At 36.7% G+C, this 25003-nt stretch carries 23 protein-coding genes and 3 tRNA genes; all 26 read left to right on the forward strand.

Features of this window, described 5'->3' with window-relative positions:
* Window positions 1-56: 56 nt before the first annotated feature.
* A tRNA-Glu gene (locus G634_RS0106570) sits at window positions 57-128 on the forward strand.
* 28 nt (window positions 129-156) lie between these two features.
* Window positions 157-228, forward strand: a tRNA-Glu gene (locus G634_RS0106575).
* Window positions 229-257: 29 nt separating this feature from the next.
* Window positions 258-329, forward strand: a tRNA-Glu gene (locus G634_RS0106580).
* Window positions 330-577: 248 nt separating this feature from the next.
* The gene (gene rimP / locus G634_RS0106585; protein WP_026504621.1) at window positions 578-1042 is read left to right on the forward strand and encodes a ribosome maturation factor RimP; all 465 of its coding nucleotides are present in this window, start codon (window positions 578-580) and stop codon (window positions 1040-1042) included.
* A 44-nt stretch (window positions 1043-1086) separates the two neighbouring features.
* Window positions 1087-2283 (forward strand): transcription termination factor NusA, encoded by a 1197-nt coding sequence (nusA, locus tag G634_RS0106590; RefSeq protein WP_026504622.1) that lies wholly within the window; start codon window positions 1087-1089, stop codon window positions 2281-2283.
* A 61-nt stretch (window positions 2284-2344) separates the two neighbouring features.
* The gene (gene rnpM, locus G634_RS0106595) at window positions 2345-2611 is read left to right on the forward strand and encodes an RNase P modulator RnpM (RefSeq protein ID WP_026504623.1); all 267 of its coding nucleotides are present in this window, start codon (window positions 2345-2347) and stop codon (window positions 2609-2611) included.
* Window positions 2604-2960 carry a ribosomal L7Ae/L30e/S12e/Gadd45 family protein gene (locus G634_RS0106600; RefSeq protein ID WP_305803619.1) on the forward strand — a complete coding sequence of 119 codons (357 nt, stop codon included), beginning with the start codon at window positions 2604-2606 and terminating at the stop codon, window positions 2958-2960. The genes rnpM and G634_RS0106600 overlap by 8 nt, the downstream gene beginning before the upstream one ends.
* Complete coding sequence (gene infB / locus G634_RS0106605; RefSeq protein ID WP_081676526.1) at window positions 2938-5937, forward strand: translation initiation factor IF-2; 3000 nt, start codon at window positions 2938-2940, stop codon at window positions 5935-5937. Before G634_RS0106600 ends, infB begins: the two co-directional genes overlap by 23 nt.
* A gap of 226 nt (window positions 5938-6163) precedes the next feature.
* Complete coding sequence (gene rbfA, locus G634_RS0106615) at window positions 6164-6589, forward strand: 30S ribosome-binding factor RbfA (RefSeq protein WP_026504626.1); 426 nt, start codon at window positions 6164-6166, stop codon at window positions 6587-6589.
* 127 nt (window positions 6590-6716) lie between these two features.
* Window positions 6717-7664 (forward strand): DHH family phosphoesterase, encoded by a 948-nt coding sequence (locus G634_RS0106620; protein ID WP_026504627.1) that lies wholly within the window; start codon window positions 6717-6719, stop codon window positions 7662-7664.
* A 19-nt stretch (window positions 7665-7683) separates the two neighbouring features.
* Window positions 7684-8646 carry a tRNA pseudouridine(55) synthase TruB gene (truB, locus tag G634_RS0106625; RefSeq protein ID WP_026504628.1) on the forward strand — a complete coding sequence of 321 codons (963 nt, stop codon included), beginning with the start codon at window positions 7684-7686 and terminating at the stop codon, window positions 8644-8646.
* A 3-nt stretch (window positions 8647-8649) separates the two neighbouring features.
* Entirely contained in the window at window positions 8650-9585 is a 936-nt protein-coding gene (locus G634_RS0106630; RefSeq protein ID WP_026504629.1) for a bifunctional riboflavin kinase/FAD synthetase, read from the forward strand.
* A 181-nt stretch (window positions 9586-9766) separates the two neighbouring features.
* On the forward strand, window positions 9767-10033 hold the full coding sequence (gene rpsO, locus G634_RS0106635) for a 30S ribosomal protein S15 (protein ID WP_035799205.1): 267 nt from the start codon (window positions 9767-9769) through the stop codon (window positions 10031-10033).
* Between the two features lie 139 nt (window positions 10034-10172).
* Complete coding sequence (locus G634_RS0106640; RefSeq protein ID WP_026504631.1) at window positions 10173-12269, forward strand: polyribonucleotide nucleotidyltransferase; 2097 nt, start codon at window positions 10173-10175, stop codon at window positions 12267-12269.
* Window positions 12270-12416: 147 nt separating this feature from the next.
* A complete protein-coding gene (locus tag G634_RS0106645) occupies window positions 12417-14015 on the forward strand; it encodes a peptide chain release factor 3 (RefSeq protein WP_026504632.1) in 1599 nt (532 codons plus the stop codon).
* A 142-nt stretch (window positions 14016-14157) separates the two neighbouring features.
* Window positions 14158-15453 carry a transglutaminase domain-containing protein gene (locus tag G634_RS18285; RefSeq protein WP_026504633.1) on the forward strand — a complete coding sequence of 432 codons (1296 nt, stop codon included), beginning with the start codon at window positions 14158-14160 and terminating at the stop codon, window positions 15451-15453.
* A gap of 118 nt (window positions 15454-15571) precedes the next feature.
* Complete coding sequence (locus G634_RS0106655; protein WP_026504634.1) at window positions 15572-15955, forward strand: Asp23/Gls24 family envelope stress response protein; 384 nt, start codon at window positions 15572-15574, stop codon at window positions 15953-15955.
* A gap of 68 nt (window positions 15956-16023) precedes the next feature.
* A complete protein-coding gene (gene nusB / locus G634_RS0106660) occupies window positions 16024-16455 on the forward strand; it encodes a transcription antitermination factor NusB (protein WP_026504635.1) in 432 nt (143 codons plus the stop codon).
* 49 nt (window positions 16456-16504) lie between these two features.
* Complete coding sequence (xseA, locus tag G634_RS0106665) at window positions 16505-17656, forward strand: exodeoxyribonuclease VII large subunit (protein ID WP_242826781.1); 1152 nt, start codon at window positions 16505-16507, stop codon at window positions 17654-17656.
* A gap of 93 nt (window positions 17657-17749) precedes the next feature.
* On the forward strand, window positions 17750-17974 hold the full coding sequence (gene xseB / locus G634_RS0106670; protein WP_026504637.1) for an exodeoxyribonuclease VII small subunit: 225 nt from the start codon (window positions 17750-17752) through the stop codon (window positions 17972-17974).
* Between the two features lie 96 nt (window positions 17975-18070).
* A complete protein-coding gene (locus G634_RS0106675; RefSeq protein WP_026504638.1) occupies window positions 18071-19009 on the forward strand; it encodes a polyprenyl synthetase family protein in 939 nt (312 codons plus the stop codon).
* A 54-nt stretch (window positions 19010-19063) separates the two neighbouring features.
* The gene (gene dxs / locus G634_RS0106680) at window positions 19064-20935 is read left to right on the forward strand and encodes a 1-deoxy-D-xylulose-5-phosphate synthase (protein ID WP_051233731.1); all 1872 of its coding nucleotides are present in this window, start codon (window positions 19064-19066) and stop codon (window positions 20933-20935) included.
* Window positions 20935-21837, forward strand: a complete 903-nt coding sequence (locus G634_RS0106685; RefSeq protein ID WP_026504640.1) for a TlyA family RNA methyltransferase — start codon at window positions 20935-20937, stop codon at window positions 21835-21837. The genes dxs and G634_RS0106685 overlap by 1 nt, the downstream gene beginning before the upstream one ends.
* A gap of 12 nt (window positions 21838-21849) precedes the next feature.
* The gene (locus G634_RS0106690; RefSeq protein ID WP_026504641.1) at window positions 21850-22704 is read left to right on the forward strand and encodes an NAD(+)/NADH kinase; all 855 of its coding nucleotides are present in this window, start codon (window positions 21850-21852) and stop codon (window positions 22702-22704) included.
* 22 nt (window positions 22705-22726) lie between these two features.
* Entirely contained in the window at window positions 22727-23176 is a 450-nt protein-coding gene (gene argR, locus G634_RS0106695) for an arginine repressor (protein WP_026504642.1), read from the forward strand.
* Window positions 23177-23260: 84 nt separating this feature from the next.
* On the forward strand, window positions 23261-24949 hold the full coding sequence (gene recN, locus G634_RS0106700; protein WP_026504643.1) for a DNA repair protein RecN: 1689 nt from the start codon (window positions 23261-23263) through the stop codon (window positions 24947-24949).
* The last annotated feature ends 54 nt before the right edge of the window (window positions 24950-25003 follow it).

Here is a 25003-nt window from a genome sequence, read left to right on the forward strand (position 1 = left end):
CCGTGGTAAATTATTTCAGTCGACGCGTTTAAGAAACAAATGCAGGCACGAAATATGGCTCGTTGGTCAAGAGGCTAAGACGCTGCCCTCTCACGGCAGAATCATGGGTTCGATTCCCGTACGAGCTACTTAGAAACAGTTATTTGATAAAGCTATGGCTCGTTGGTCAAGAGGCTAAGACGCTGCCCTCTCACGGCAGAATCATGGGTTCGATTCCCGTACGAGCTACTTAGAAACAGTTATTTGATAAAGCATATGGCTCGTTGGTCAAGAGGCTAAGACGCTGCCCTCTCACGGCAGAATCATGGGTTCGATTCCCGTACGAGCTATTTTGCTTGTTGTCATTTTGGTAGGATTTGACATTTCTATTTAAATGTGCTATGTTTTTAGTGTAATAGTAGTTTTTGAAGTGGACTTTCGCGAGTCCACTTTTTTGATGTAATTATTAAGTTGCTTGATTGCTTGATGTTTGTTAAACGCACATTTTTGTTAAATGCATTCTTTTAGATGCGGCAATGCAAAGACGCTACCTTTGTTTTTTAGGTAGCAACGTGTTAATTGAACAGGAGAATTAAAAGTGTCAAGAAAAGAAAACATTGAACGTAAAACAGAAGAAATGCTTGCTCCAATTGCAGAGCAAATTGGTGTTGAGATTTACGATGTTGAATTTGTCAAAGAAGCTGGAGAATGGTATCTTCGCGCATATATTGACAGAGAAGGTGGTGTTGATATCAATACCTGTGTTGATGTAAGTCGTGCTTTATCTGATGAACTTGATAAAGAAGACTTCATTGAAGAGGCATATACATTGGAAGTTAGTAGCCCTGGACTTGGTCGAACTCTAAAAAAAGATCGTCATTTCCAGCACAGTATTGGTATGGAAATTGATTTGAAGACTTTCCAGCCAATAGATGGTGTTAAAGAGTTTTCAGGAATTTTGAAAGCTTTTGACAAAGATACAATTACAGTAGATATAAATGGAGAAGATAAAATTTTTCAGCGCAAGGAATTGTCTGTAGTCAGACTGGCACTGGATTTTTGATATATGATTGCACGTGCGCCAGTTAGCGCAGGAAAGGAAAAGTGATGAGCAAAGAACTAAAGGAAGCACTTGATGCATTGGAAAAAGAGAAGAATATCAGCAAAGAAACACTCTTTGATGCTATTGAGAATTCTCTTGTAACTGCATGCAAGAACAACTTTGGAAAAGCAGAGAATGTAAAAGTTGAGGTTGATAGAATAACCTGCGACTTCCATGTATATGCTCAGAAGACAATTGTTGAGACTGAAGATGATGTAATGGATCCGATGCTTGAGATTTCTCTTGATGAGGCTCGCAAGATTGACAGAAAACTCATGGTTGACGACATCGTAAATGTTCCGCTTAATTCAAAGAGCTTTGGAAGAATTGCAACTCAGAATGCAAAGAATGTAATTCTTCAGAAAATTCGTGAAGAGGAACGAGATGCTGTATGCAAAGAATATTATGAGAAAGAACATGACATCGTAACAGGTGTTGTTCAGCGTTATATTGGACGTAACATCAGCATCAATCTTGGAAAAGCAGATGCAATTCTTAATGAGAGCGAACAAGTTAAGGAAGAGACATATAGACCGACAGACAGAATTAAGGTATATATTCTGGAAGTAAAGAATGGAAATAAAGGTCCGCGTATCCTTGTTTCAAGAACACATCCAGATCTTGTTAAGCGTTTGTTCGAGCAGGAAGTTACAGAAATTCGTGATGGAGTTGTAGAAATCAGAGCAATCGCAAGAGAAGCCGGAAGCCGTACCAAAATTGCGGTATCGTCCAATAATCCTAACGTAGATGCGGTTGGTGCATGCGTTGGTGTAAACGGAGCAAGAGTAAATCTTATTGTTGAAGAACTTAATGGGGAGAAGATTGATGTAATCAATTGGGATGAAAATCCTGGAAACCTTATACAGAATGCTCTTAGCCCTGCAAAAATTGTTGCAGTATTTGCTGATCCAGATGAAAAGACAGCAAAGGTAGTAGTTCCAGATTACCAGCTTTCACTTGCTATTGGTAAGGAAGGTCAGAATGCCAGACTGGCAGCAAGACTTACAGGATATAAGATTGATATCAAGTCTGAGACACAGGCAAAGGATGCTCCAGGCTTCCGTTATGAGGACTACCTTGACGACGAAGAAGATTTCGAGGAGGAGACTGAAACAAACGAAACAAATGATGCTCCTCTTGAAGCAAATGAAGTTGTAGATGATACAATCGAACTTCTCGATGACGATATGCTTGATGAGTAATTTTATATAAGGTTATTCTGATTGAATATCCTTTCAAAAATAAAAGCTTTAAGGAGTATGAATGGCTAAGAAGATTCCAATGAGGCAATGTATCGGTTGCGGCGAAATGAAAAATAAAAATGAACTGATGAGAGTAATAAAGACACCAGATGGTGAAATTGTACTCGATCGTGGAGGACGCCAGAATGGAAGGGGCGCATATTTGTGCAAAAAAATAGAGTGCCTTAGGAAAGCCAGAAAGAATAAAGCACTTGAACGTTCTTTTAAACAAAGTATCAGTGAAGAAATCTATGAATCACTAGAGAAGGAGTTTGATGAAAGTGAATGATAAAAATTTAATGTCTTTGTATTCTTTTCTTGGTCTTTGCATGAAAGCTGGTAAACTGTCTTCCGGAGAAGTCGGAACGCAGCAGAGTATTACTTCTGGAAAAGCAAAGCTTGTCATCATAAGCCAGGACGCTTCAGAAAATACTACTAATGATTTTAAGAATAAATGTGATTATTATAAAGTTCCTTATGTAGTATTTGGAGATAAAGAAAATCTCGGACGTGCGATTGGAAAATCAGAGCGTACTAGCCTTGCGGTTTGCGATAATGGTTTTGCAAAAGCTTTCCGGGAAAAATTGCAGAAATGGCAGGACGGAGGAGATTTGAATGGCGAAAATAAAAATATCTGAACTTGCGAAAGAGCTTAGCGTAGATGGAAAAGAAGTATTAAGCTATCTGCAGGAACAAGGTGTTGATTCGGCGAAGCGATCTACTAGTTCTGTCGATGATGCAGAAGCTGATAAAATCAGAAAACATTTTGGAAAAAACCTAAGTGGTAATTCAAATAATAAAGAAACTGTCAAAGAAATAGCAAAAGAATCCGCGAAAAAAGCGGTAAAGGAAGTCAATACGAATAATAACGAAGAAATCAAAATGGAAAAGGATAACCTTCAGCAGGGAAATCCAGTTAAAAAGAAAAAGAAAATAATAATTGTTACTGGACAGAAAGATGGAAATAGTGCGTCTTCTCAGGGACAGAATCACAAAAATAATGCGTCTAAGAGTTCCGGAGGCGCCTCTAAAGAGTCTGGAAATGCTACAGATCATGCAGGAAAGAACAAGACGTCTGGCCGTGGAAATAATAAGGGTGGAAAAAATAATAGTTTCAGCTCAGCTGCAGCAGTTTATCATCCGATAAAACCAAAGACAGCACCTTCACAGCGTGAATATGAATCTAATATTCGCAAGATTGAAGAACCAAAGCCACGCACAGCAGTAGCGCCGGCAGAAAATACACAGGCAAAGAAAGCAGAAAATGTTCCTGCAAAGAAAATTGAGAATGTTTCTGCTGAAACAGCTCCTGTACAGGAAACAAAGAAGGAAACAGTTTTGAGTAAGCAAGATAGAAATGAGAAATCAAATTCTTCTCAGAAGAATAATGGACAAGGTCACCGTCAAGAAAAGAATAATCGTGCTGAAAACAGCTCAAGGAACGGAAATAGAGAAGGCAGAGCAAACTCAGACAGAAATAATGGCGAACGTCGCCAGAATTCTGAGGAGCGCCGTTCAAATCGTCCTCCTAAGGACAGAGATCAGCATTTTGATAAAAACTCTAATCAAAATGGTAGAAGAGGTGGCGGCAAGTCATTTAATAAAGGCGGCCAAAACGGTAATGGCAAGAATTTTGGTTCTGGTAGATCTCAGGGAGGTCGTGGAAATGCAGCTGCAAGTTTTGTAGCTCCAGCACCAAGTGACAAACCTGTTAATAACAAGCATAACGATCGAAGAATTGATAAAGATAAGAGATCTAAGAAGGACTATGAGGCAGATGAAGAACTTATGCCACGTAGCAAGCGTGTTGGTCGATTTATCAAACCTGAAGTTAAGAAGGAAGTTGAACCAGAAGAACAGATTAAGGTGATAACTATTCCTGAACATCTTACAATTAGAGACCTTGCAGATAAAATGAAGATGCAGCCTTCAGCAATTATTAAGAAGCTGTTCTTGGCTGGTCAGATTGTTACAGTTAACTCTGATTTGACATATGAAGAAGCTGAAAATATCGCAATTGATTACGATATTATTTGTGAGAAGGAAGTTGAAGTTGATGTTATCGAAGAACTTCTCAAGGAAGAAGATGAAGATCCAACAACTCTTAGCTCTAGACCACCAGTTGTCTGCGTAATGGGTCATGTAGACCATGGTAAAACATCACTGCTTGATAAGATTAGAGATACATCTGTAACAGAAAGAGAAGCAGGCGGTATTACTCAGAGAATCGGTGCTTATACAATATCAGTTGATGGTAAGAAGGTAACATTCCTTGATACACCTGGTCATGAAGCTTTCACAGCAATGCGTATGAGAGGCGCTAATTCTACAGATATAGCAGTACTTGTTGTTGCTGCGGATGATGGTGTAATGCCTCAGACTATTGAAGCTATTAACCATGCTAAGGCTGCAAACGTAGAAATAATTGTTGCTGTAAACAAGATTGATAAGCCAAGTGCAAATATTGATAGAGTTAAGCAGGAACTTACAGAGTACGGTCTTATATCTACAGATTGGGGCGGAACAACAGAATTTGTACCTGTTTCTGCAAAGACTGGAGAGGGAATTGATACTCTTCTTGAGACAATCATTCTTACATCTGATATTCTTGAACTTAAGGCAAATCCTAACCGTATGGCTAGAGGTATTGTTCTTGAGGCTAAGCTTGACAAGGGAAGAGGACCGGTTGCCAATGTACTTGTTCAAAAGGGTACACTTCATGTAGGTGATTTCGTTTCTGCTGGTGCAAGCCATGGCCGTGTACGTGCGATGTCAGATGATAAGGGAAGACGCGTTAAAGAAGCAACCCCTTCAACACCTGTTGAGATTCTTGGCTTGTCAGATGTTCCAAATGCAGGTGAAGTTATCGTAGCTCATAGTTCTGATAAAGATGCAAAGCATTATGCAGATACATATCTTCAGCAGCATAAGAAGGATCTTATCGAGGAAACAAAGGCTAAGATGTCACTTGATGATTTGTATTCCAAGATTGAAGAAGGAAAACTCAAAGAACTTGATATTATTCTTAAAGCAGATGTGCAGGGTAGCGTAGAAGCTTTGAAAGCAAGTCTTATGAAGCTTTCTAATGAAGAAGTGGTTGTTAAGATTATTCATGGCGGCGTTGGTGCAATTAATGAGTCTGATGTAACACTTGCAGCTGCAAGTAATGCAATTATTATCGGCTTTGATGTTCGTCCTGATGCAACAGCTAAATCAATGGCTGATCATGAGGGTGTAGAAATCAAGCTTTACAAAGTAATTTATCAGGCAATTGATGATGTAGAAGCAGCTCTTAAGGGAATGCTTGCACCAGTATATGAGGAAAAAGTAATTGGTCATGCTGAAGTTCGTCAGATCTTCAAAGCATCAGCAATCGGTAATATTGCCGGATGTTTCGTAAAAGATGGTATGATGCAGAGAGGTTGCAGAGTACGTATCAATAGAAATGATGAGCAAGTATTTGAAGGTGACCTTAAGTCCTTGAAGAGATTTAAGGATGATGTCAAGGAAGTTAAAGAAGGCTATGAATGTGGTCTTGTATTTGATGATTTTGATCAGATGAATGTTGGCGATATGGTTGAGGCATATGTAATGGTTGAGGTGCCTAGAAACTAAGTCAGATTCTTATTGCATACACCTTCAGCAGTGTATAAAAACCGCCGGAGGAATGCCCTCCGGCGCTGGCCAGGGGGATTCCTATGGGCGGTTTTTATTATCTAAAAACAGAATTTATTAAAAATGATAGGTATGTAGAGTTTTATCTTTCTATATACAGAGAAAGCTATAGTTTACATCGAAAGATATATAAAATATTAAAAATTATGCAGTAAGGGGGCAGAACATGAGGAAGAACAGCATAAAGAATAACAGAATTAACGGCGAAGTAATGCGCGTTGTTGCAAGTGCAATTCGTTATAGCAAAGATCCCCGAATCAGTCCTATGACTTCTGTAATGGAAGTAGAGGTTGCTCCAGATCTTAAGACATGTAAAGTCTGGGTATCTGTTATGGGTTCCGATGAAGATAGAGAAAAAACAATGGAAGGTTTAAAAAGTGCTACAGGCTATATTAGAAGCACTCTTGCAAGGGAGATTAATCTTAGGAATACTCCGAGCCTTCGTTTTATCATGGACGATTCAATTGAATATGCTATTGATATGTCCAAAAAGATTGATGAAGTTACTGCTAAGGATGATGCAGCTAGAAAAGCACGTGGTGAGGTCGAAGAAGATACTGAAAACGAAGTCGAAGACGAAAATGAGGATTGATTTTTTGGAACTCATATATGGAGTCTAGATGTTACTTTTTGCAAGTTAATAAATATACAGTAAATTCTAAAGAAACATAGATGAAGTATCACGAGGGTGTCTCGGCGTAAAAATAAAAAGGAAAAAAATGAAGATAGAAGAAGTAATTGGAGAAGTATCAACTATAGGAATCTCAGGACATGTTAGACCTGACGGAGATTGTATTGGTTCTTGCATGGGAATGTATTTATATCTAAAAAAAATATATCCTAATGCAAGAATAGATGTCTTTTTAGAGAAAATTCCTGAAGTATACAATTATATTCCAGGAGTTGAGACTATTCGAGATGATTTTGTAACCGATGTTGAACAATATGATGCTTTTTTGATTCTTGATACTGGAAAAGATCGTACTCTTGGTGCAGAAAAGTATTATGATAATGCTAAAAAGAGAATAAATATCGACCATCACAAATCAAATCCTGGAATTGGCGATTGGAAGTATATTTATCCTATGGCTAGTAGCGCATGTGAACTTGCCTATGAACTAATGGATCCTTCTAGAATTGATAAAGAGATAGCAATGACTTTGTATACTGGAATGATAAGTGACACAGGAGTGTTTAAATATTCCAATACATCACCCAAAACCTTACAAATTGCTTCTAAACTTATTAGTTATGGATTTGCTTTTGATGAACTTATAGACAGAGTGTTTTTTGAGAAAACATATAAACAGAATTTACTCCTTGGAAGAGCTCTTCTTGAAAGTGAATTACTTTGCGAGGGACACCTTATTGTTTCATTTTTGACAATTCAAATGATTGAGGAATATGGCGCAAGCCACAATGACGTTGAAGGAATTGTTAGTCAGCTTCAGTTGACAAAAGGTGTTGATTGTTCTGTATTTATTCATCAGGATGGAGAAAACGAATATAAGATTTCTTTAAGATCCAATGGCAAAGTTGATGTTTCTAAAGTTGCTCAGCAGTTTGGTGGTGGCGGACATGCACGTGCGGCTGGAATATCCATGACGGGCGATGGATGCGCTATAAAAAAAGAACTGGTAGATACTATTTCAGTACTTCTTCAGTAATAATGGCTAAGGAAAACTAATGAATCGTTATAATGGTTTAATAAATATCTATAAAGAAGCAGGTTATACTTCTAATGACGTTGTTGGTAGACTAAGAGGAATTCTTCATCAGAAGAAAATTGGTCATACTGGGACATTGGATCCGGAAGCGGTAGGAGTACTTGTAGTATGCCTTGGAAATGGAACAAGGCTTGTCGAAGAACTTACAGATCATACAAAAGAGTATATAGCTGTGTGCAGACTAGGTGTTGAAACTGATACACAAGATATGACAGGAACAATACTAAGAGAAACAGTAGATAATATTCCTGAAGTTAATGAACTTATGGAAGCAGTAAATGCATTTGTGGGTGACTATGATCAGATTCCTCCCATGTATTCGGCGCTTAAAGTAAACGGAAAGAAGTTGTATGAGCTTGCAAGGCAGGGCATAGAAGTAGAAAGAAAATCTAGAAAAATACATATTGATTCTATATCTGTTTTAGATACAAGCAATTTAAAAGATAAACATGAATTTACTATGGAAGTTCGATGCAGCAAAGGAACCTATATCAGAACGCTTTGTCATGATATAGGCCAAAGACTTGGCTGCGGTGGAGCAATGGCACATCTTACAAGAACCACAGTTGGTAGTTTTCACTTAGAAACTGCGGTAACACTTGATATGGTAGAAAAATTCAGGGATGAAGACAAACTATCAGATATCATAGTCCCAGTTGAAACTTTCTTTAGAGATTTAGATAGTGTTCATGTGAAAAATAGTTCAAGAAAGTATATAGAAAATGGAAATCCATTTAGATTTTCTGATATTGCAGACGTTGAACTTGATGATGCTCAGGATAAAATGGACAAAGAACAGATGTATCAGGATAAAACACGAGTACGAGTGTATGACGAAGATGGCGTATTTTTTGGAATATATAAGTATGATGCACGTCTTAAGTGTTTTCGAGTAGAAAAATATTTTTATGAAAGAGCATGAAAAATGCAGATAATTGAAAAAATGACAAAGTTTTCTATCGAAGGACCAAGTGCAGTTGCAATTGGGAAATTTGATGGTATTCATAGAGGACACAGAAAACTTTTAGAAGATCTTTACAAAGAAAAAGAAAAAGGAAAAAAAACAGTAATTTTTACATTTGATCCTTCTCCAGCTTCTTTTTTCGCTGGAGAAACAGTCCCTGGGCTAATGACCAAAGAAGAAAAAAGACAATGGTTTCTTGAAAATGGAATAGATGTTCTAGTAGAATTTCCGATGAATAAAGAAACAGCGGCTATTCCTGCTGATGTATTTGTTAGAAAATATCTGGTTGAACAGATGAATGCAAAGTATGTTGTGGCAGGACTTGATGTTTCTTTTGGTGACAAAGGGAAGGGTGACTGGAATTTATTGCAGTCACTTGGACATGAGCTTGGGTTCGAAACTCACTTTATTAAAAAGGTTGAATGTAATGGCCGTGAGATAAGTTCAACATATGTTAGAGAAGAAATTACAAACGGAAATATGGAAAATGCAGCTTTTCTGCTGGGATTTCCGTATACATTCAGTGGGGTTGTAAAGCATGGTCGAGCTCTGGGAAGGACAATTGGTATTCCTACAATCAACATTGTTCCTGACAAAGAAAAGATTCTTCCACCTAATGGAGTGTATTTTTCAAAAGTTCAGATTGGCAATAAAACCTATAAGGGAATGACTAACGTTGGATGCAAACCAACTGTTGATTCAAAAGGTGAGATTGTTATCGAAACTTTTATATATGACTTCAAAGAAGATGTGTATGATGAAGATGTTTCTGTTTCATTGCTTAAATTCAGAAGACCAGAGAAGAAATTTGCTGATATAAATGAATTGAAAGAACAAATGGAAAAAGATCTGGCAGCTGGAAAAGAATATGAGATTCCAGCTACTATGTTAACTTAAGATCATAATAATAGCGCAATATGATTAAAACATTACTTCTTTACAGAAAGTATTTTTTATGATACAGTAAATTAGTTGTTATGAGTATTTCATGCAACAAGAAGTATACATTGACCGTTACTTGGTTATGGATTTCCGACCTTAACCCGGTAGCAGGTGTCGTAGAAAAAGGAGAATTATAATGATTTCTAAAGAGAAAAAGACAGAGATTATCAACAAGTATGCAACAAAGCCAGGCGATACAGGTTCACCTGAAGTTCAGGTAGCTGTTCTTACAGAGAGAATTGCTGAGCTTAATGCACACCTTGACAAGAACCCTAAGGATCACCACTCAAGACGTGGTCTTCTGAAGATGGTTGGTCAGAGACGTAACCTTCTTGGATACCTTAAGGCAAAGGATATTGAGAGATATCGTAAGCTTATCCAGGAACTTGGTCTTAGAAAGTAATTTCTGTACAGCAGAGGCGGGTTGACTGAAAGCCAATAGTTCAGTTATCCGCCTTTTTTTACGTAGGTGAAGAAAACCTGCACACGTACCTCTGAAACAGGAGTGATGCGGATGAGCAGGAAAAGGAGAATAAGAAAAAATGGTAAAAACTTACTCAATGGAACTGGCTGGTCGTACACTTAAAGTTGAGATTGGCAAAGTTGGTAAACAGGCAAATGGCTGTGCATTTATCCAATATGGAGATACTACACTTCTTTGCACAGCAACAGAGGCTAAGGCTCCTCGTGATGGCGTTGATTTCTTTCCTTTGAATATCGAGTTCAATGAAAAGTTTTATGCAATAGGTAAATTCCCAGGCGGCTTTAATAAGAGAGAATCTAAGCCTTCAGAGAATGCAATTTTAACAGATCGTATGATTGACCGTCCAATGCGTCCTCTTTTCCCTAAGGATATGAGAAATGACGTTACAGTTGAAAATATGGTAATGGCGGTTGATCCAGAATGTAGACCTGAGCTTCTTGCTATGATTGGTTCTTCCGTTGCAGTAGCAATCTCCGATATTCCTTGGGATGGTCCGTGTGCAGCTACACAGATTGGTCTTGTTGATGGACAGATGATTATAAACCCTTCACAGGAGCAGTGGGATAATGGCGATATGAAGCTTACAGTTGCTTCTACAGCACAGAAAGTAATTATGATTGAAGCAGGAGCAAAGGAAATTCCTGAGGCTGATATGCTTCGTTATATCTATGAAGCTGATGCTGTTAATAAGAAGGTTGTTGAATTCATCAATGAGATCGTTGCAGATATAGGTAAGCCAAAGCAGGAGTATGTTTCTGCTGCAGTTCCTGCTGAAATCATGGAAGCGCTTAAGACAATTGTTCCTCCAGAAGAAATGGAAGAACTTGTATTTACAGATGATAAGATGGTTCGTGATAAGAACATGGATGATGTTGAAGAGAGAGTTAAGGCAGATCCACGTTTTGCAGAGAATGAAGAGTGGCTTTCATTTGTTGGCGATGCTGTTTATCAGTATGAGAAGAAAACAGTCCGTAAGATGATTCTTAAAGATCATAAGAGACCAGATGGTCGTGAGATTACTCAGATTAGACCGTTGTCTGCTGAAATTGATCTTATTCCAAGAGTACATGGTAGTGCTATGTTTACTCGAGGACAGACACAGATTTGTGACGTAGTAACACTTGCACCTCTTTCTGAAGCTCAGAAAGTTGAAGGACTTGATGTTAATGTTACAACAAAAAGATATATGCACCAGTACAACTTCCCAGCATACTCTGTAGGTGAAACAAAGGTTTCTAGAGGACCTGGACGTCGTGAAATTGGTCATGGAGCACTTGCTGAAAGAGCGCTTCTTCCAGTACTTCCTACACCAGAGGAGTTCCCTTATGCAATTCGTGCTGTATCTGAAACATTTGAGAGTAATGGTTCAACATCTATGGCATCCACATGTGCAAGCTGTATGGCACTTATGGCTGCAGGTGTACCTATCAAATCTCCAGTTGCTGGTATTAGCTGTGGTCTCGTAACTGGTGATGAGGATGAAGATTTTGTTCTTCTTACTGATATTCAGGGTCTTGAAGATTTCTTCGGAGATATGGACTTCAAGGTAACAGGTACTCATAAGGGTATTACAGCTATCCAGATGGATATTAAGATTCATGGTCTTACAAGAGCTATTGTTGAAGGTGCTATTGCAAGATGTAAAGATGCTCGTGAATTCATCATGAATGGTGTAATGCATGATGCAATCGCTGAACCTCGTAAAGAAGTTAGTGAATATGCTCCAAAGATTGATTCTATGGAAATTCCGGCAGAAAAGATTGGTGATGTAGTTGGACAAAGAGGAAAGACTATCAATGAAATCATTGCTCGTACCGGAGTTAAAATAGATATCACAGATGATGGAAAAATTTCTATCTGTGGAGAAGATAAGAAAATGATCAACAAGGCTAAGGAAATGATCGAGATTATTACAACAGAGTTTCAGAAAGGACAAATTTTCACTGGAACAGTTGTAAGTATTAAGGAATTTGGAGCATTTGTTGAATTTGCACCTGGTAAAGAAGGCATGATTCATATCTCAAAGATTGCTAAAGAGAGAGTTGAACATGTTGAAGACGTTTTGAAGATTGGTGATGAAGTAACAGTTGTCTGCATGGGCAAGGATCGTATGGGAAGAATAAGCTTCTCTATGAAGGATGTCGCACAGATCTAATCAATGTCGAATAGATAGTAGTTTATGCGTATAAGAATAATTTATGTGCATAAACTAAGAATGCAACAGGGTCGGCGTGATATTTACATGCCGGCCTTGTATTGATGTAATGAAATATTAAAAAATATACATGAGGATTAAAGATTTATGAGTGATAAGAAAATTGCAGAAGAAATATCTAAACGTCGTACATTTGCCATTATTTCCCATCCTGATGCCGGTAAGACTACACTTACAGAGAAATTCCTTCTTTATGGAGGAGTTATTAATCAGGCAGGCTCAGTAAAAGGTAAGGCTACTGCTAAACATGCTGTTTCTGACTGGATGGAAATTGAGAAAGAAAGAGGTATTTCAGTAACATCTTCTGCGCTTCAGTTTAATTTTGAAGATCATTGTATCAATATTCTTGATACACCTGGACACCAAGATTTCTCAGAGGATACATATCGTACACTTATGGCTGCAGATTCTGCAGTAATGGTTATTGATGCCAGCAAGGGAGTAGAGGCCCAGACAAAAAAGCTTTTCAAAGTATGTACAATGCGTCATATTCCAATTTTTACGTTTATTAATAAGCTGGACCGAGATGCTATGGATACATTCGAGCTGATGCAGGATATTGAAGATAATCTCGGAATTGAAACATGTCCGATTAACTGGCCTATTGGTTCTGGACATAATTTCAAGGGAATTTATGAAAGAAAAGAAAATGATATAGTAACTTTCTCTGGTACAGAAAAAGGAACTAAAGAAGGTGAAGAAAACTATATCAAAATGGATAATCAGGCTGAGCTTGATGAGATAATTGGTGAAGAAGCACTTGAAAAGCTCAAGGGAGAAATTGAGCTCCTTGATGGGGCAGGTGCTGAATTTGATCTTGATGCTGTTCGTCGAGGTGAACTTACACCTGTATTCTTTGGTTCGGCTCTTCAGAATTTTGGTATTGAAATTTTTCTTCATCATTTCTTGCAGATGGCTACTCTTCCAACAGGAAGAATTTCAAATGATGAAGTTATAGATCCTGTAGAACATGATTTTTCTGCGTTTGTATTTAAAATTCAGGCTAATATGAATAGCAAACATAGAGATAGAGTTGCATTTATGCGTATTTGTTCTGGAAGATATGACGCAGATAAAGAAGTTAAACATGTTCAAAGTGGTAGAACTTTCAGGCTATCACAGCCACAGCAGCTTATGGCAGATGAGAGAAAAATTCTATCTGAGGCCTATGCTGGAGATATTATGGGTGTGTTTGACCCAGGTATTTTCTCTATTGGTGATACTGTATGCATGCCAAAAGATACAGTTTGTTATGAAGGAATTCCAACATTTGCTCCTGAACATTTTGCAAGAGTTCGTCAGGTTGATACCATGAAGAGAAAACAGTTTGTTAAAGGTATTCGTCAGATTGCTCAGGAAGGTGCTATTCAGATTTTCCAGGAATTTAACACAGGACTTGAAGAAATAATTGTTGGTGTTGTTGGCGTTCTTCAGTTTGATGTTTTGAAATTCAGACTTAAAAACGAGTATAATGTTGATATCATACTCGAAAACCTCCCATATGAATATATAAGATGGGTAGATTCAGATGTGGATATGACAAATCTTGTTGGAACATCTGATATGAAGAAAATCAAGGATATGAACGATCGTCCTCTTCTTTTGTTTATCAATGAATGGAGTGTTGATATGACAATTAAGAGAAATCCGGGTCTTGAGCTTTCTGAATTCCGCAAGAATTCTTAATTTTCAAATTGAAAACAAGACTCTTTTAAGTTTTGTCATTTCGTTCAAAAAACTGTGCAAATTGGTTGTTTAAAAAGGTTATGTCCTAGACCAGTTTGCTACCTGAATTATAGTTAAAAAACATACATAAGAAGGGCGGAAGATGCTGAATAATGATAATGATAAAGATAAAAGAATAGATTTTAGCATTTGGAATTATTCTGTTCTTGTTGTCTTGCTTATAGGTGTGATTCTGGTACATAAATATACGCTACCTTCAGAAGGAATTTTGGGAACTTATAATCCTGAAAATCCATTTTTGGTTATTCGAGCTGTGCATACAAGCGTTGTTTCGTATCCGACAAATAAAGAAAAATTAAAAAGAGAAAAAATAGGTCTTACTGATGCAAAGATATCAGAAATCTGTAATTCTCAAAAGGCTTATTATTATTTTAATTCATTGGATAAAAGAAAACAGAAACTGTATGCTGAGATTTATTATATAATGCAAAAGCGTGCAAAAAAAATTTATGTATCAAGTACAGATATTGATGAAATATCTGATATAAGGAAAAAAGTATTATTGGATCATCCGGAAATATTTTATGTTTCTGGATGGACATCTAGTACTAAGTATTCGCTTAAAGGTAAGATAAAGGCGATAGAATATTCTGATGACATTATTCTTTCGAATAAGCAGATACATGATTTATCAGTAAAAGCTGAGGATAAAGTTTCATCAATATTAAAAAACATGCCAAACTTTGATACTGATTATGAAAAAGTAAAATATGTTTATGAATGTGTAATAGGTAATACAAAGTATGAATCTGATTCCAAAGAAAATCAGAATATTTTATCAGTTCTTTTGTATAATAAGAGTGTTTGCCTTGGTTATGCCAAAACAACTCAATACATTCTTCAAAGACTAGGAATTGAGGCGATTACAGTGACGGGTAAGGCTAGCAGCCTTTCTGACAAACAGAAGATTATACCACATGCCTGGAATATGGTCAAAATAGATAACAACTGGTATCATATGGATACAACATGGGGGGATTGTGAAAATAAAATAGTGGCTAATATGGGAGACTTGTCACTGATTCTGTATTCATATCTATGTATGGATGATAAGACTATATTTAAAACTCATGTAAGAGATAATATTTCAGATTACCCTATTGCAGACAGTTTGCAGGATTATTTTTCAAGAGAAAACAAAATTTGTTCTTCTGTTAATTTGAATAATCTTTATAAGGAGTTTGAAGATTTTCGCGAACGCAAAGAAGAATCAGTACAGATAAAGTATAGTAATGATGCAATTAAACAGCAGTTACTGGACAGACTTTCTAAGAATTGCAATATATATCGAAAAAATGGCGAGGACAATGTCAAAATTTGTTACATTGATTTGAAAGATAATAATTGTCTTGTTTTTACAAGAGCTGTAAAAAAATAAAAGACCTTATATAAACAGTAACAAGTGGTACTATGCAAAATTCATAAAAAAAGATATAATTATGAAGAAATTGTAATTTTTGTCTATTATTATATTTTGGATAATAAGGAGAATTGTTATGGAGAATACAAAAGATAACAGCTCTTTTGCTTTAAGAGATAATGCTGAAATCGGAAGTGTAAAAATAGCTAATGATGTTATTGGTATGATTGGTGCATTGGCAGCGATGGAAATTGATGGAGTTTCTGCTATGGCTGGTAATGTTACAAGTGAAGTTTTAGAAAAGGCTGGTTATAAACGTCTTGCAAAAGGTGTTAAGGTACAGCTTAATGGAAAACAGGTAGGAATTGAGCTTTCATTGCTTATGGGATATGGATATAACATTCCTGCAACAAGTCAGAAAGTTCAGACACGAGTAAAGAATACAATAGAGAACATGACAGGTCTTGATGTTACAGATGTTAATGTTCGAATTGCTGGCATAACAATGCCAAACAATTGATTTTTCATAATAGTAACGACGGTAACAGTTTCATTGTACATTGAAAAGAAAGAGAAGATAAAAGAAGAATGAGAAGAAGTGAAGAAAGAGAACAAGTATTTAAATTATTGTTCCGTGTAGAATTTAACCCTATGACAGATATGGCTGAGCAGGAAGAACTTTTTTCTGTTGACTATAGCGAATCTGATGATTTATTTATTAATTCAGATGAGTATCGTTTATCAGAGGCTGATTCTATGAAGGTCAGAATGCGTTATGAGAGAATTGCAGAAAAGCTTCCTGAAATTGATGCTATGATAAATGAGAAAGCTAAGGGATGGGATACATCGCGTATGGCTAAGGTTGAACTTACAATCATTCGTCTGGCTGTATTTGAGATATGCTTCGATGATGATATTCCAACTGGTGTAGCTATTAACGAAGCTATTGAGCTTGCTAAGAAATACGGTCAGGATAGTTCTTCATCTTTTGTAAATGGAGTGTTGGCTAGATTTGCGTAAGAATAAAAATGTTTATTCAGTTGCACAAGTAAATTTATACATTAAAGATATGTTTGAGCAGGACTTTCTCCTTAACAGTATTACTGTTAAAGGAGAAGTCAGTAACTGCAAATATCATTCCTCAGGACATATTTACTTCACACTTAAAGACTCATCTGGAGCTATAAACTGTGTGATGTTTAGAGGAAATAGAAAAGGACTTTCTTTTGAATTACAGGAAGGTCAGCAGGTTTTAGTTTCAGGTTCTGTGAATGTCTATATAAAAGGCGGAAGTTATCAGCTCTACGCCACGAGCATTTCCCAAGACGGTGACGGACAACTTTACGAAGAATTTGAAAAGTTGAAGAATAGACTAGAGGAACAAGGGATGTTTGCGCTTGAGTACAAACAAAAGATTCCCAGGTTTATTCATACACTTGGAATAGTTACAGCTTCTACCGGAGCAGCTGTGCATGATATTATTAATATTACGACAAGGAGAAATCCTCATGTTCAAATAATATTATATCCTGCTATTGTTCAGGGTGAGGAAGCACCTGCAAGTATAATTAAGGGAATAGAGACACTTTCTTCAATGAACGTTGATGTCATGATAGTTGGTCGTGGAGGTGGATCTATTGAAGACTTATGGGCTTTTAATGACGAAAATGTTGCGCAGGCAATTTTTGACTGCCCTATTCCTATTATTTCAGCTGTAGGACATGAAACAGATACTACAATAGCTGATTTTGTCGCTGATTTAAGAGCTCCTACACCTTCTGCAGCTGCTGAACTGGCTGTGTTTGAATGGGAGCGTTTTGAAAATGATTTGAGAGATTATGCATATACTCTCCATAATCTTCAGGAAAGCAGACTTGAAAAAGTAAGAAATAATGCAATCCAGAAGGCTCGTACTCTTTGGGCACTTTCGCCCGTAATGCTGATACGTCAGCAAAAAATAAAAAAAGACGAGTATACTCAAAAACTGACTCTTGTCTGGAATCAGTTTTTGCAAAGATATAAAAACAGACTAAATCTTCAGATAGAGACCATGAAAGGTTTGTCACCGTTAAACAAACTTCAAAGCGGTTATTCTTATGTAGAGAACGCGGATAAGGTAAATGTTCGAAGCATAGAAGACGTAGTAAGAAATGATAAGATAAAAATACATGTTACCGACGGTATAATAAGTGCGACGGTAGATGATGTATCCAAGTCTTGAAAAGCATTTTTATAAGCTTCTGATGTAGGCATATAAAATGTTACAAAATAGCTTTGTGAAGGTGAAATTTGGAAGGAGAAGATTAGATTATATATGAATAAAGAGAATTCTTTTGAAAACATATCAATTGAAGATGCTTTAAAAATGGTTGATGAAACCATATCTTCTCTTCAAAAAGAAGATATCTCACTTGAGGAATCTTTTCGAAGGTATGAACAGGGAATGAAACTGTTAAAGTATTGCAATGATGAGATTGAACAAGTTGAGCAGAAAGTCATGAAAATCGCAGGTGATAGTGAACTTGTAGATTTTGAATAATAGATAGTCATTTAAGAGAGAACTGATGCAAATGGTATTTGTTACTGATGCAGGTTTTATGACAGTAACCAGTATTTTGCACATATAGGTGGAAAAATGGATACAGAATTATTTAAAGAAAAACTAAAAGAGAAAACAATCGATGCAGAGCGTATCGTTAAATTATATCTTCCAAAAGAGGAAGGCAACCAGAAAAAAGTTATAGAAGCTATGAACTATAGTATTCTTGTAGGCGGTAAGAGAATAAGACCAGTACTTATGAAAGAAGCCTATCTTATGTTCGGTGGCGATGACGAAAAAGTAATTGGTCCGTTTATGGCTGCCTTAGAGATGATACATAATTATTCGCTTATTCATGATGATCTTCCAGCTTTGGATAATGATGAATATCGTAGAGGGAAGAAAACATGCCATGCAGTTTATGGTGCAGGAATGGCTACAATTGCCGGTGATGGACTTTTAAATTTTGCTTACGAGACAGCTTTTAAGGCAGGTCTTTCTAATGCAAAGCTTACAGACTATGATGGAGAAGTAAATAACAGAATTCTTGCTGCACTTCAGATTTTAGGAAAAAAAGCCGGAATTTATGGAATGGTCGGTGGACAATGTGCTGACATTGAAGCCGAAAAACGAAAAGATCTTACAAGAGAAGAGCTTATCTTTATCCATGAAAATAAAACAGGTGCACTTATAGAAGCAGCACTTATGATTGGAGCTTTACTTGCCGGAGCCGATTTCAAAGATGTTCAGGCCATGGAAAAAGTCGGAAGCAACGTTGGAATAGCTTTTCAGATTCAGGATGATATTTTAGATGTTGTAGGTGATGAGGCAACACTTGGGAAACCAGTAGGATCAGATGCCAAGAATGAGAAAACAACTTATGTAAATCTATTTGGAATTGAAAAGTCCAGACAAGATGTTAGTAATCTTTCAAATGAAGCAGTTTCTTTGCTGAATGATCTTGCAAATAAGAAAAGTGTTGATGATCCATTTTTGAAGGATTTAATTCTTTCAATGATTAATCGAGTAAAATAATAGACTCTATATACTTTTACCTGAAAAGACTTTGAGTCGGAAAGAAATTGAGTGATGAAGACAGAAGTATTAAATAAGATAAAAATGACTGGGGATGTTAAGAGGGTTTCAGAGAATGAAATTCCGGAATTATCAAAAGAAATTCGAGAATTTTTAATCGAAAAATTGAGTGTTACAGGTGGTCATCTTGCATCAAATTTAGGTACAGTTGAACTGACTATTGCACTTCATCGTGCACTTAATCTTCCAGAGGATAAGATCGTGTGGGATGTAGGACATCAGTGTTATACTCACAAAATATTGACAGGAAGAAAAGATCAGTTTGATACCTTGCGTCAGTTTGGCGGTCTTAGTGGATTTCCTAAGAGAAGCGAAAGTGACACTGATAGTTTTGATACCGGTCATAGCTCTAATTCTATTTCCGTAGGACTCGGAATGGTAAAAGCCAGAGATTTAAGAAATGAAGATCATACAGTTGTTTCTGTAATCGGTGACGGGGCACTAACTGGTGGAATGGCATTTGAAGCATTGAATAATGCTGCAAAGCTTGAGACTAATTTTATTATTATTCTTAATGATAATAACATGTCTATTTCTGAAAGTATCGGCGGTATGTCCAAGTATCTTGCCAAGGTTAGAACGACAGAGGGCTATTTGAATTTAAAGGCTGATGTTTATAACAAGCTTGATGGACAAAGAAGAGTTATTGAAAAAATCAGACATGTGAAAAATAATTTGAAATCTTTCTTTGTACCAGGAATGTTATTTGAAAATTTAGGAATCACGTATCTTGGGCCAATTGATGGGCATAATGAGAAACTTCTTGAACAGGAAATCCGTGAAGCAAAGAAGCTGAAAAAGGCAGTTATGATTCATGTTTTGACAAAGAAAGGTAAGGGATATTCTCCTGCTGAGAAGCATCCATCAAGATTCCATGGTGCAGAACCATACCAGATTGAAAATGGAATTCCGCTTCATCATAGAAAAGTAGCTGCCTATCAGGATATTTTTTCAACCTGTATGTGCAAACTTGGCGAAAGAGATAAACGAGTATGTGCTATTACCGCGGCTATGTCAGACGGAACTGGATTAAAGAGATTTAAAAATATTTATCCGGATAGATTTTTTGATGTAGGTATTTCGGAAGAACATGCAGTTACATTTGCAGCTGGTCTTGCTGTTGGTGGTATGAGACCTATTTTTGCTGTATATTCTACATTCCTTCAAAGAGCTTATGACCAGATTATTGAGGATGTCTGCTTACAGAATCTCCCGGTTGTTTTTGCTATTGATAGAGCAGGACTGGTAGGAAATGATGGAGAGACACATCAGGGGATATTTGATTTATCATATCTTTCAAGTATGCCAAATATGCATATTATGGCACCTAAAAATAAGTGGGAACTTTCAGATATGTTGAAGTTTGCAGTGAATTTTGATGGGCCTATTGCGATTCGTTATCCAAGAGGTGAGGCATATGCAGGTCTTGTTGACTGGAGAGAACCTATTGAAATTGGTAAAGCTGAACCGATTTTTGAAGAAGAAGAGATTTTGCTTTTAGCTGTCGGAAGTATGGTTGCTTCTGCGGTTAAGGTTAGAGATATATTAAAGAGTAGTGGGCATTCTTGCTCTCTTACTAATGCAAGGTTTGTAAAACCAATAGATGAAGAATATCTAGTAAGTGCGACTAAGAAGCATAAGCTTATTGTTACAATGGAGGAAAATGTTCTTTCCGGTGGATTTGGAGAAAAGGTAAGAACTTGTCTTGATCAGAACAGGTATAAGGGCGAGGTTATGCATATAGCTATTCCTGATAAGTTTATTACACATGGAAATCCAAATGTACTTATGAAGATGTTAGAATTAGATCCACAGCATATAGCTGACAAGATTCTGGCTCATGTTGAAAGAAAAGAGATTGATTAATGGCTAAGGAACGTTTAGATGTTCTCTTGATAGAAAGAGGACTTGCAACATCAAGAGAGAAGGCAAAAGCAGTAATTATGGCCGGAGATGTTTTTGTTAATGGACAAAGAGAAGATAAGGCCGGAACAACTTTTGATGTAGATAAGATTAAAAGTTTGGAAGTACGTGGAACACAGCTTCCTTTTGTTAGTAGAGGTGGATTAAAACTAGATAAGGCAGTAAAGAGTTTTAATCTTAACTTTGATGGTTTTATCTGTATGGATATAGGAGCATCAACAGGAGGATTTACAGATTGCATGTTGCAAAATGGAGCAAGCAAAGTTTATTCTGTTGATGTAGGACATGGACAGCTTGATTGGAAACTAAGAAATGATCCAAGAGTTGTTTGTATGGAAAAGACAAATTTTAGATATTTGACCAATGAACAAATTCCGGAAAAGCTTGATTTTGCTTCTTGTGATGTGTCTTTTATTTCTTTAACAAAGATTCTATTGCCTGCAAGAAATCTTATTCGAGATAATGCACAGATGGTAGTGTTGATAAAACCTCAGTTCGAAGCAGGACGTGAAAAAGTAGGAAAAAAAGGTGTTGTAAGAGATAAATCTGTTCACGAAGAAGTAATTCATAAAGTTATCGATTATGCGGCACTTATAGGCTTTGAAATTTTGCATTTAGATTTTTCGCCTATAAGAGGCCCGGAAGGAAATATAGAATATCTTTTGCATATTAAAAAAGACAAAGAACTTTCTGAAAAAGCAATTGAAATGGACGAAGTTTCAAGTAATAGAGAGCTTTTTAATCTTGTAGCTACTAGAAGTGGCAAGTCCTTCGAAGAGGGGATTAATGACATTATCGTGAAAGCTGTAGATGCAGCACATGCAATGCTTGATACGGGCAAATGAGTGAGATAAAGTATGAAAAAGTTTTTTTTATTTACTAATCAGAGTAAAGACAAGAATTTTGAAGTAAGTTCAAAAGTAAAACATTTTCTTGAGCAAAATGGTAAAGAGTGTGAGATTGCCCATTTTGATGATACTTGTAAAACACTTGACAGACCTGATGCCAGATTTTATAAAACTGATATACCAAAAGATACTGATTTATGTATCGCTATTGGCGGAGATGGAACAATGCTTCAGGCTGCAAGAAACTGCAGAAAGCTTGAAATTCCGCTTCTAGGTATTAATATGGGAACAGTCGGCTATCTGACTGAAGTTGATTTAGAGCATATGGAAGAAGCTCTTACAAGAGTTATTGAGGGTAAGTACACAATAGAAAAACGTATGATGCTCAAAGGCTTTATAAAAGGTAAAGAAGAGTGTACAGAGGCTTTAAATGACATTGTTATAGCTAGAGCAGCTGCGCTGTCTGTTATTACTTTAAGTGTTTATGTTAACGATAGATTGCTTACAACATATCAAGCTGACGGGATAATAGTATCTACACCGACAGGATCAACTGGTTACAATATGTCTGCGGGAGGCCCTATTGTTGAACCAAAATCTGACACAATACTTCTTACACCTATTTGTCCGCATACATTAAATTCTCGAAGCATAGTTCTTTCATCTAATGATAAGGTTGAACTTGAACTTGTCGAAGGAAGAAATGGAGTTTTGCAGGAGGCAGAAGCAAGCTTCGATGGAAGATATGGAACTAAGTTACAGACAGGTGATAGACTTGTAGTATCTAAATCTGATACGACTACAAGAATTCTAAAAATTAATGAGGTTAGTTTTTTAGAAATATTGCATAAAAAACTAGGATAAAATATACAAAGGATAATTAACGATGAAAAAAAACAGACATGAGAAAATCATCGAGTTAATAGCTAAATACGAAGTTGAGACACAAGAAATGCTTGCTGCACTATTATGTGAAGCCGGATATGAAGTTACACAGGCTACTGTATCAAGAGATATTAGAGAATTGAAGCTTACAAAAGTTCAGACTTCTAATGGAAAACAGAAGTATTGTGTGATGGGGCAGGAAGACAATCACCTTCAGGATAAGTATATTCAGGTTCTCAAAAGTGGTTATGTATCAATGGACAGAGCGCAGAATATTCTAGTCCTTAAGACTGTTTCCGGAATGGCTATGGCTGTTGCAGCTGCACTTGATGCGCTGCATTTATCTCAGATGTTGGGATGTATTGCTGGAGATGATACTATTTTTGCAGCCATTAGAACAGAAGATGATGCCTTGGAAGTAATGAATAAAATCAGAGAAATGGTTGAATGATTTACAGCACTTTCTAGTTCACAGTTTGTGCCTGGAATATGAAAAGCGGCGGGACCCGTAATTCAGAAAAGATGGGGAGAGGCGATGTTATATACACTACATGTTAAGGATCTGGCATTAATCAAAGAACAGGAAATAGAATTTCATGAAGGATTAAATATTCTCACCGGTGAAACTGGTGCGGGTAAATCAATTATTATCGGATCAGTAAATCTGGCACTAGGTGGTAAAGCTGATAAGGAAATGATACGTACTGGTGCAGAGTATGCTCTTGTTGAATTAACTTTTTTTGTAGATAATAAAGAAATCGTTCAGAAAATAAAATCAATGGATCTGCCAATCGATGATGAGGGAACTGTAGTTCTTAGTAGAAAAATAATGCAGGGACGAAGCATATGCAAAGTTGGCGGAGAAAGTGTTAATTTAAAGCAGCTTAGAGAACTCGGAGAGTTGCTTATAAATATTCATGGTCAGAATGATCATCAGGCTCTTTTGCACAAGAAAAAGCATCTCGAAATACTTGATAGCTATAGTGAAAAAGAACTTAATGAATATAAAAAAGAGCTTGCCAATGTTTGGAAATATCACGAAGAGATTCGAAAAAAGCTAGATGAGACAAATCTTGATGAAGCTACTAGAAAAAGAGAGCAGGATCTTGCTTCCTACGAGCTATCAGAGATAAGTCAGGCTGAACTTTCTGAAGGCGAAGACGAAGAGTTGGAGGCGAAATATCGTAAAATGGTCAATGGTAGGAAGATAGCAGAAGCTGCCTCTATGGCTAATGAAAGTATTTTTGCTGAAGACAAAGAAAATGCATCTGATAGCATTAGCGATGCGGTCTCTAGACTTAGCAGTGTTTCGTCCTATGATGAGGCAATTGATGATTTGACCAAACAGCTTCTTGAAATAGATACGCTTCTAACTGAGTTTGGAAGATCTTTGTCAGACTACATCTCAGATTTGGAATTTGATGAAGAAGATTTTCAGGAAGTTGAAGAAAGACTTAATCTTATAAATCATTTAAAAGATAAGTATGGAAACAGCATTACTGATATTTTAGAATATGCAAGCGAGAAAGAAAAGCAGCTTGAGATTTTGTGTAATCTTGAAGAAGAAAGAAATAGACTGACCAAAGAGCTTTCCAAAGCAAGGGAAAAAGCGCTTAAGTTATGTGAGAATATTTCAGAAGTCAGAAAGAAGAATGCTTCTAAACTTGCGAAAGAAATGAAAAAAGCTCTTCTGGATTTGAACTTTTTAGATGTTAAATTTGAAATTCAGGTAAGAAGTTTTGAAGATAGAATCACAGCAGAAGGTTTTGATGAAGTTGAGTTTATGATTTCAACAAATCCTGGAGAATCAATAAGACCTCTTGAAGAAGTTGCAAGTGGTGGTGAACTTTCTAGAATAATGCTTGCATTAAAAACGGTGTTAGCTGATAAAGATGAAATTGAATCTCTTATATTTGATGAAATAGATACTGGAATAAGTGGTGTTACGGCATGGAAGGTTTCAGAAAAGCTTGGAAATCTGTCTGGGCATCATCAGATATTATGCATTACTCATTTGCCACAGATTGCTGCAATGGCAGACCACCATTATCTTATTAAAAAAGGTGTGTCTGAAAGCCGCACGATTACCAATATAAAAGAGCTTAATAGTCAGGACAGTGTCGAAGAACTTGGAAGACTGCTTGGAGCTGGTGAAATAACGGATGCTGTGCGTGAGAATGCAAGAGAAATGAAGAAAAAAGCATCTGAAGTTAAAACATTGTAGCAAGTTATAAAGACAAAAATAATAGTGTTGGGAAGCACTGCTTGTAATGGAGGA

It is taken from the genome of Butyrivibrio sp. NC3005 (assembly GCF_000424545.1).
Lineage (GTDB): Bacteria > Bacillota > Clostridia > Lachnospirales > Lachnospiraceae > Butyrivibrio.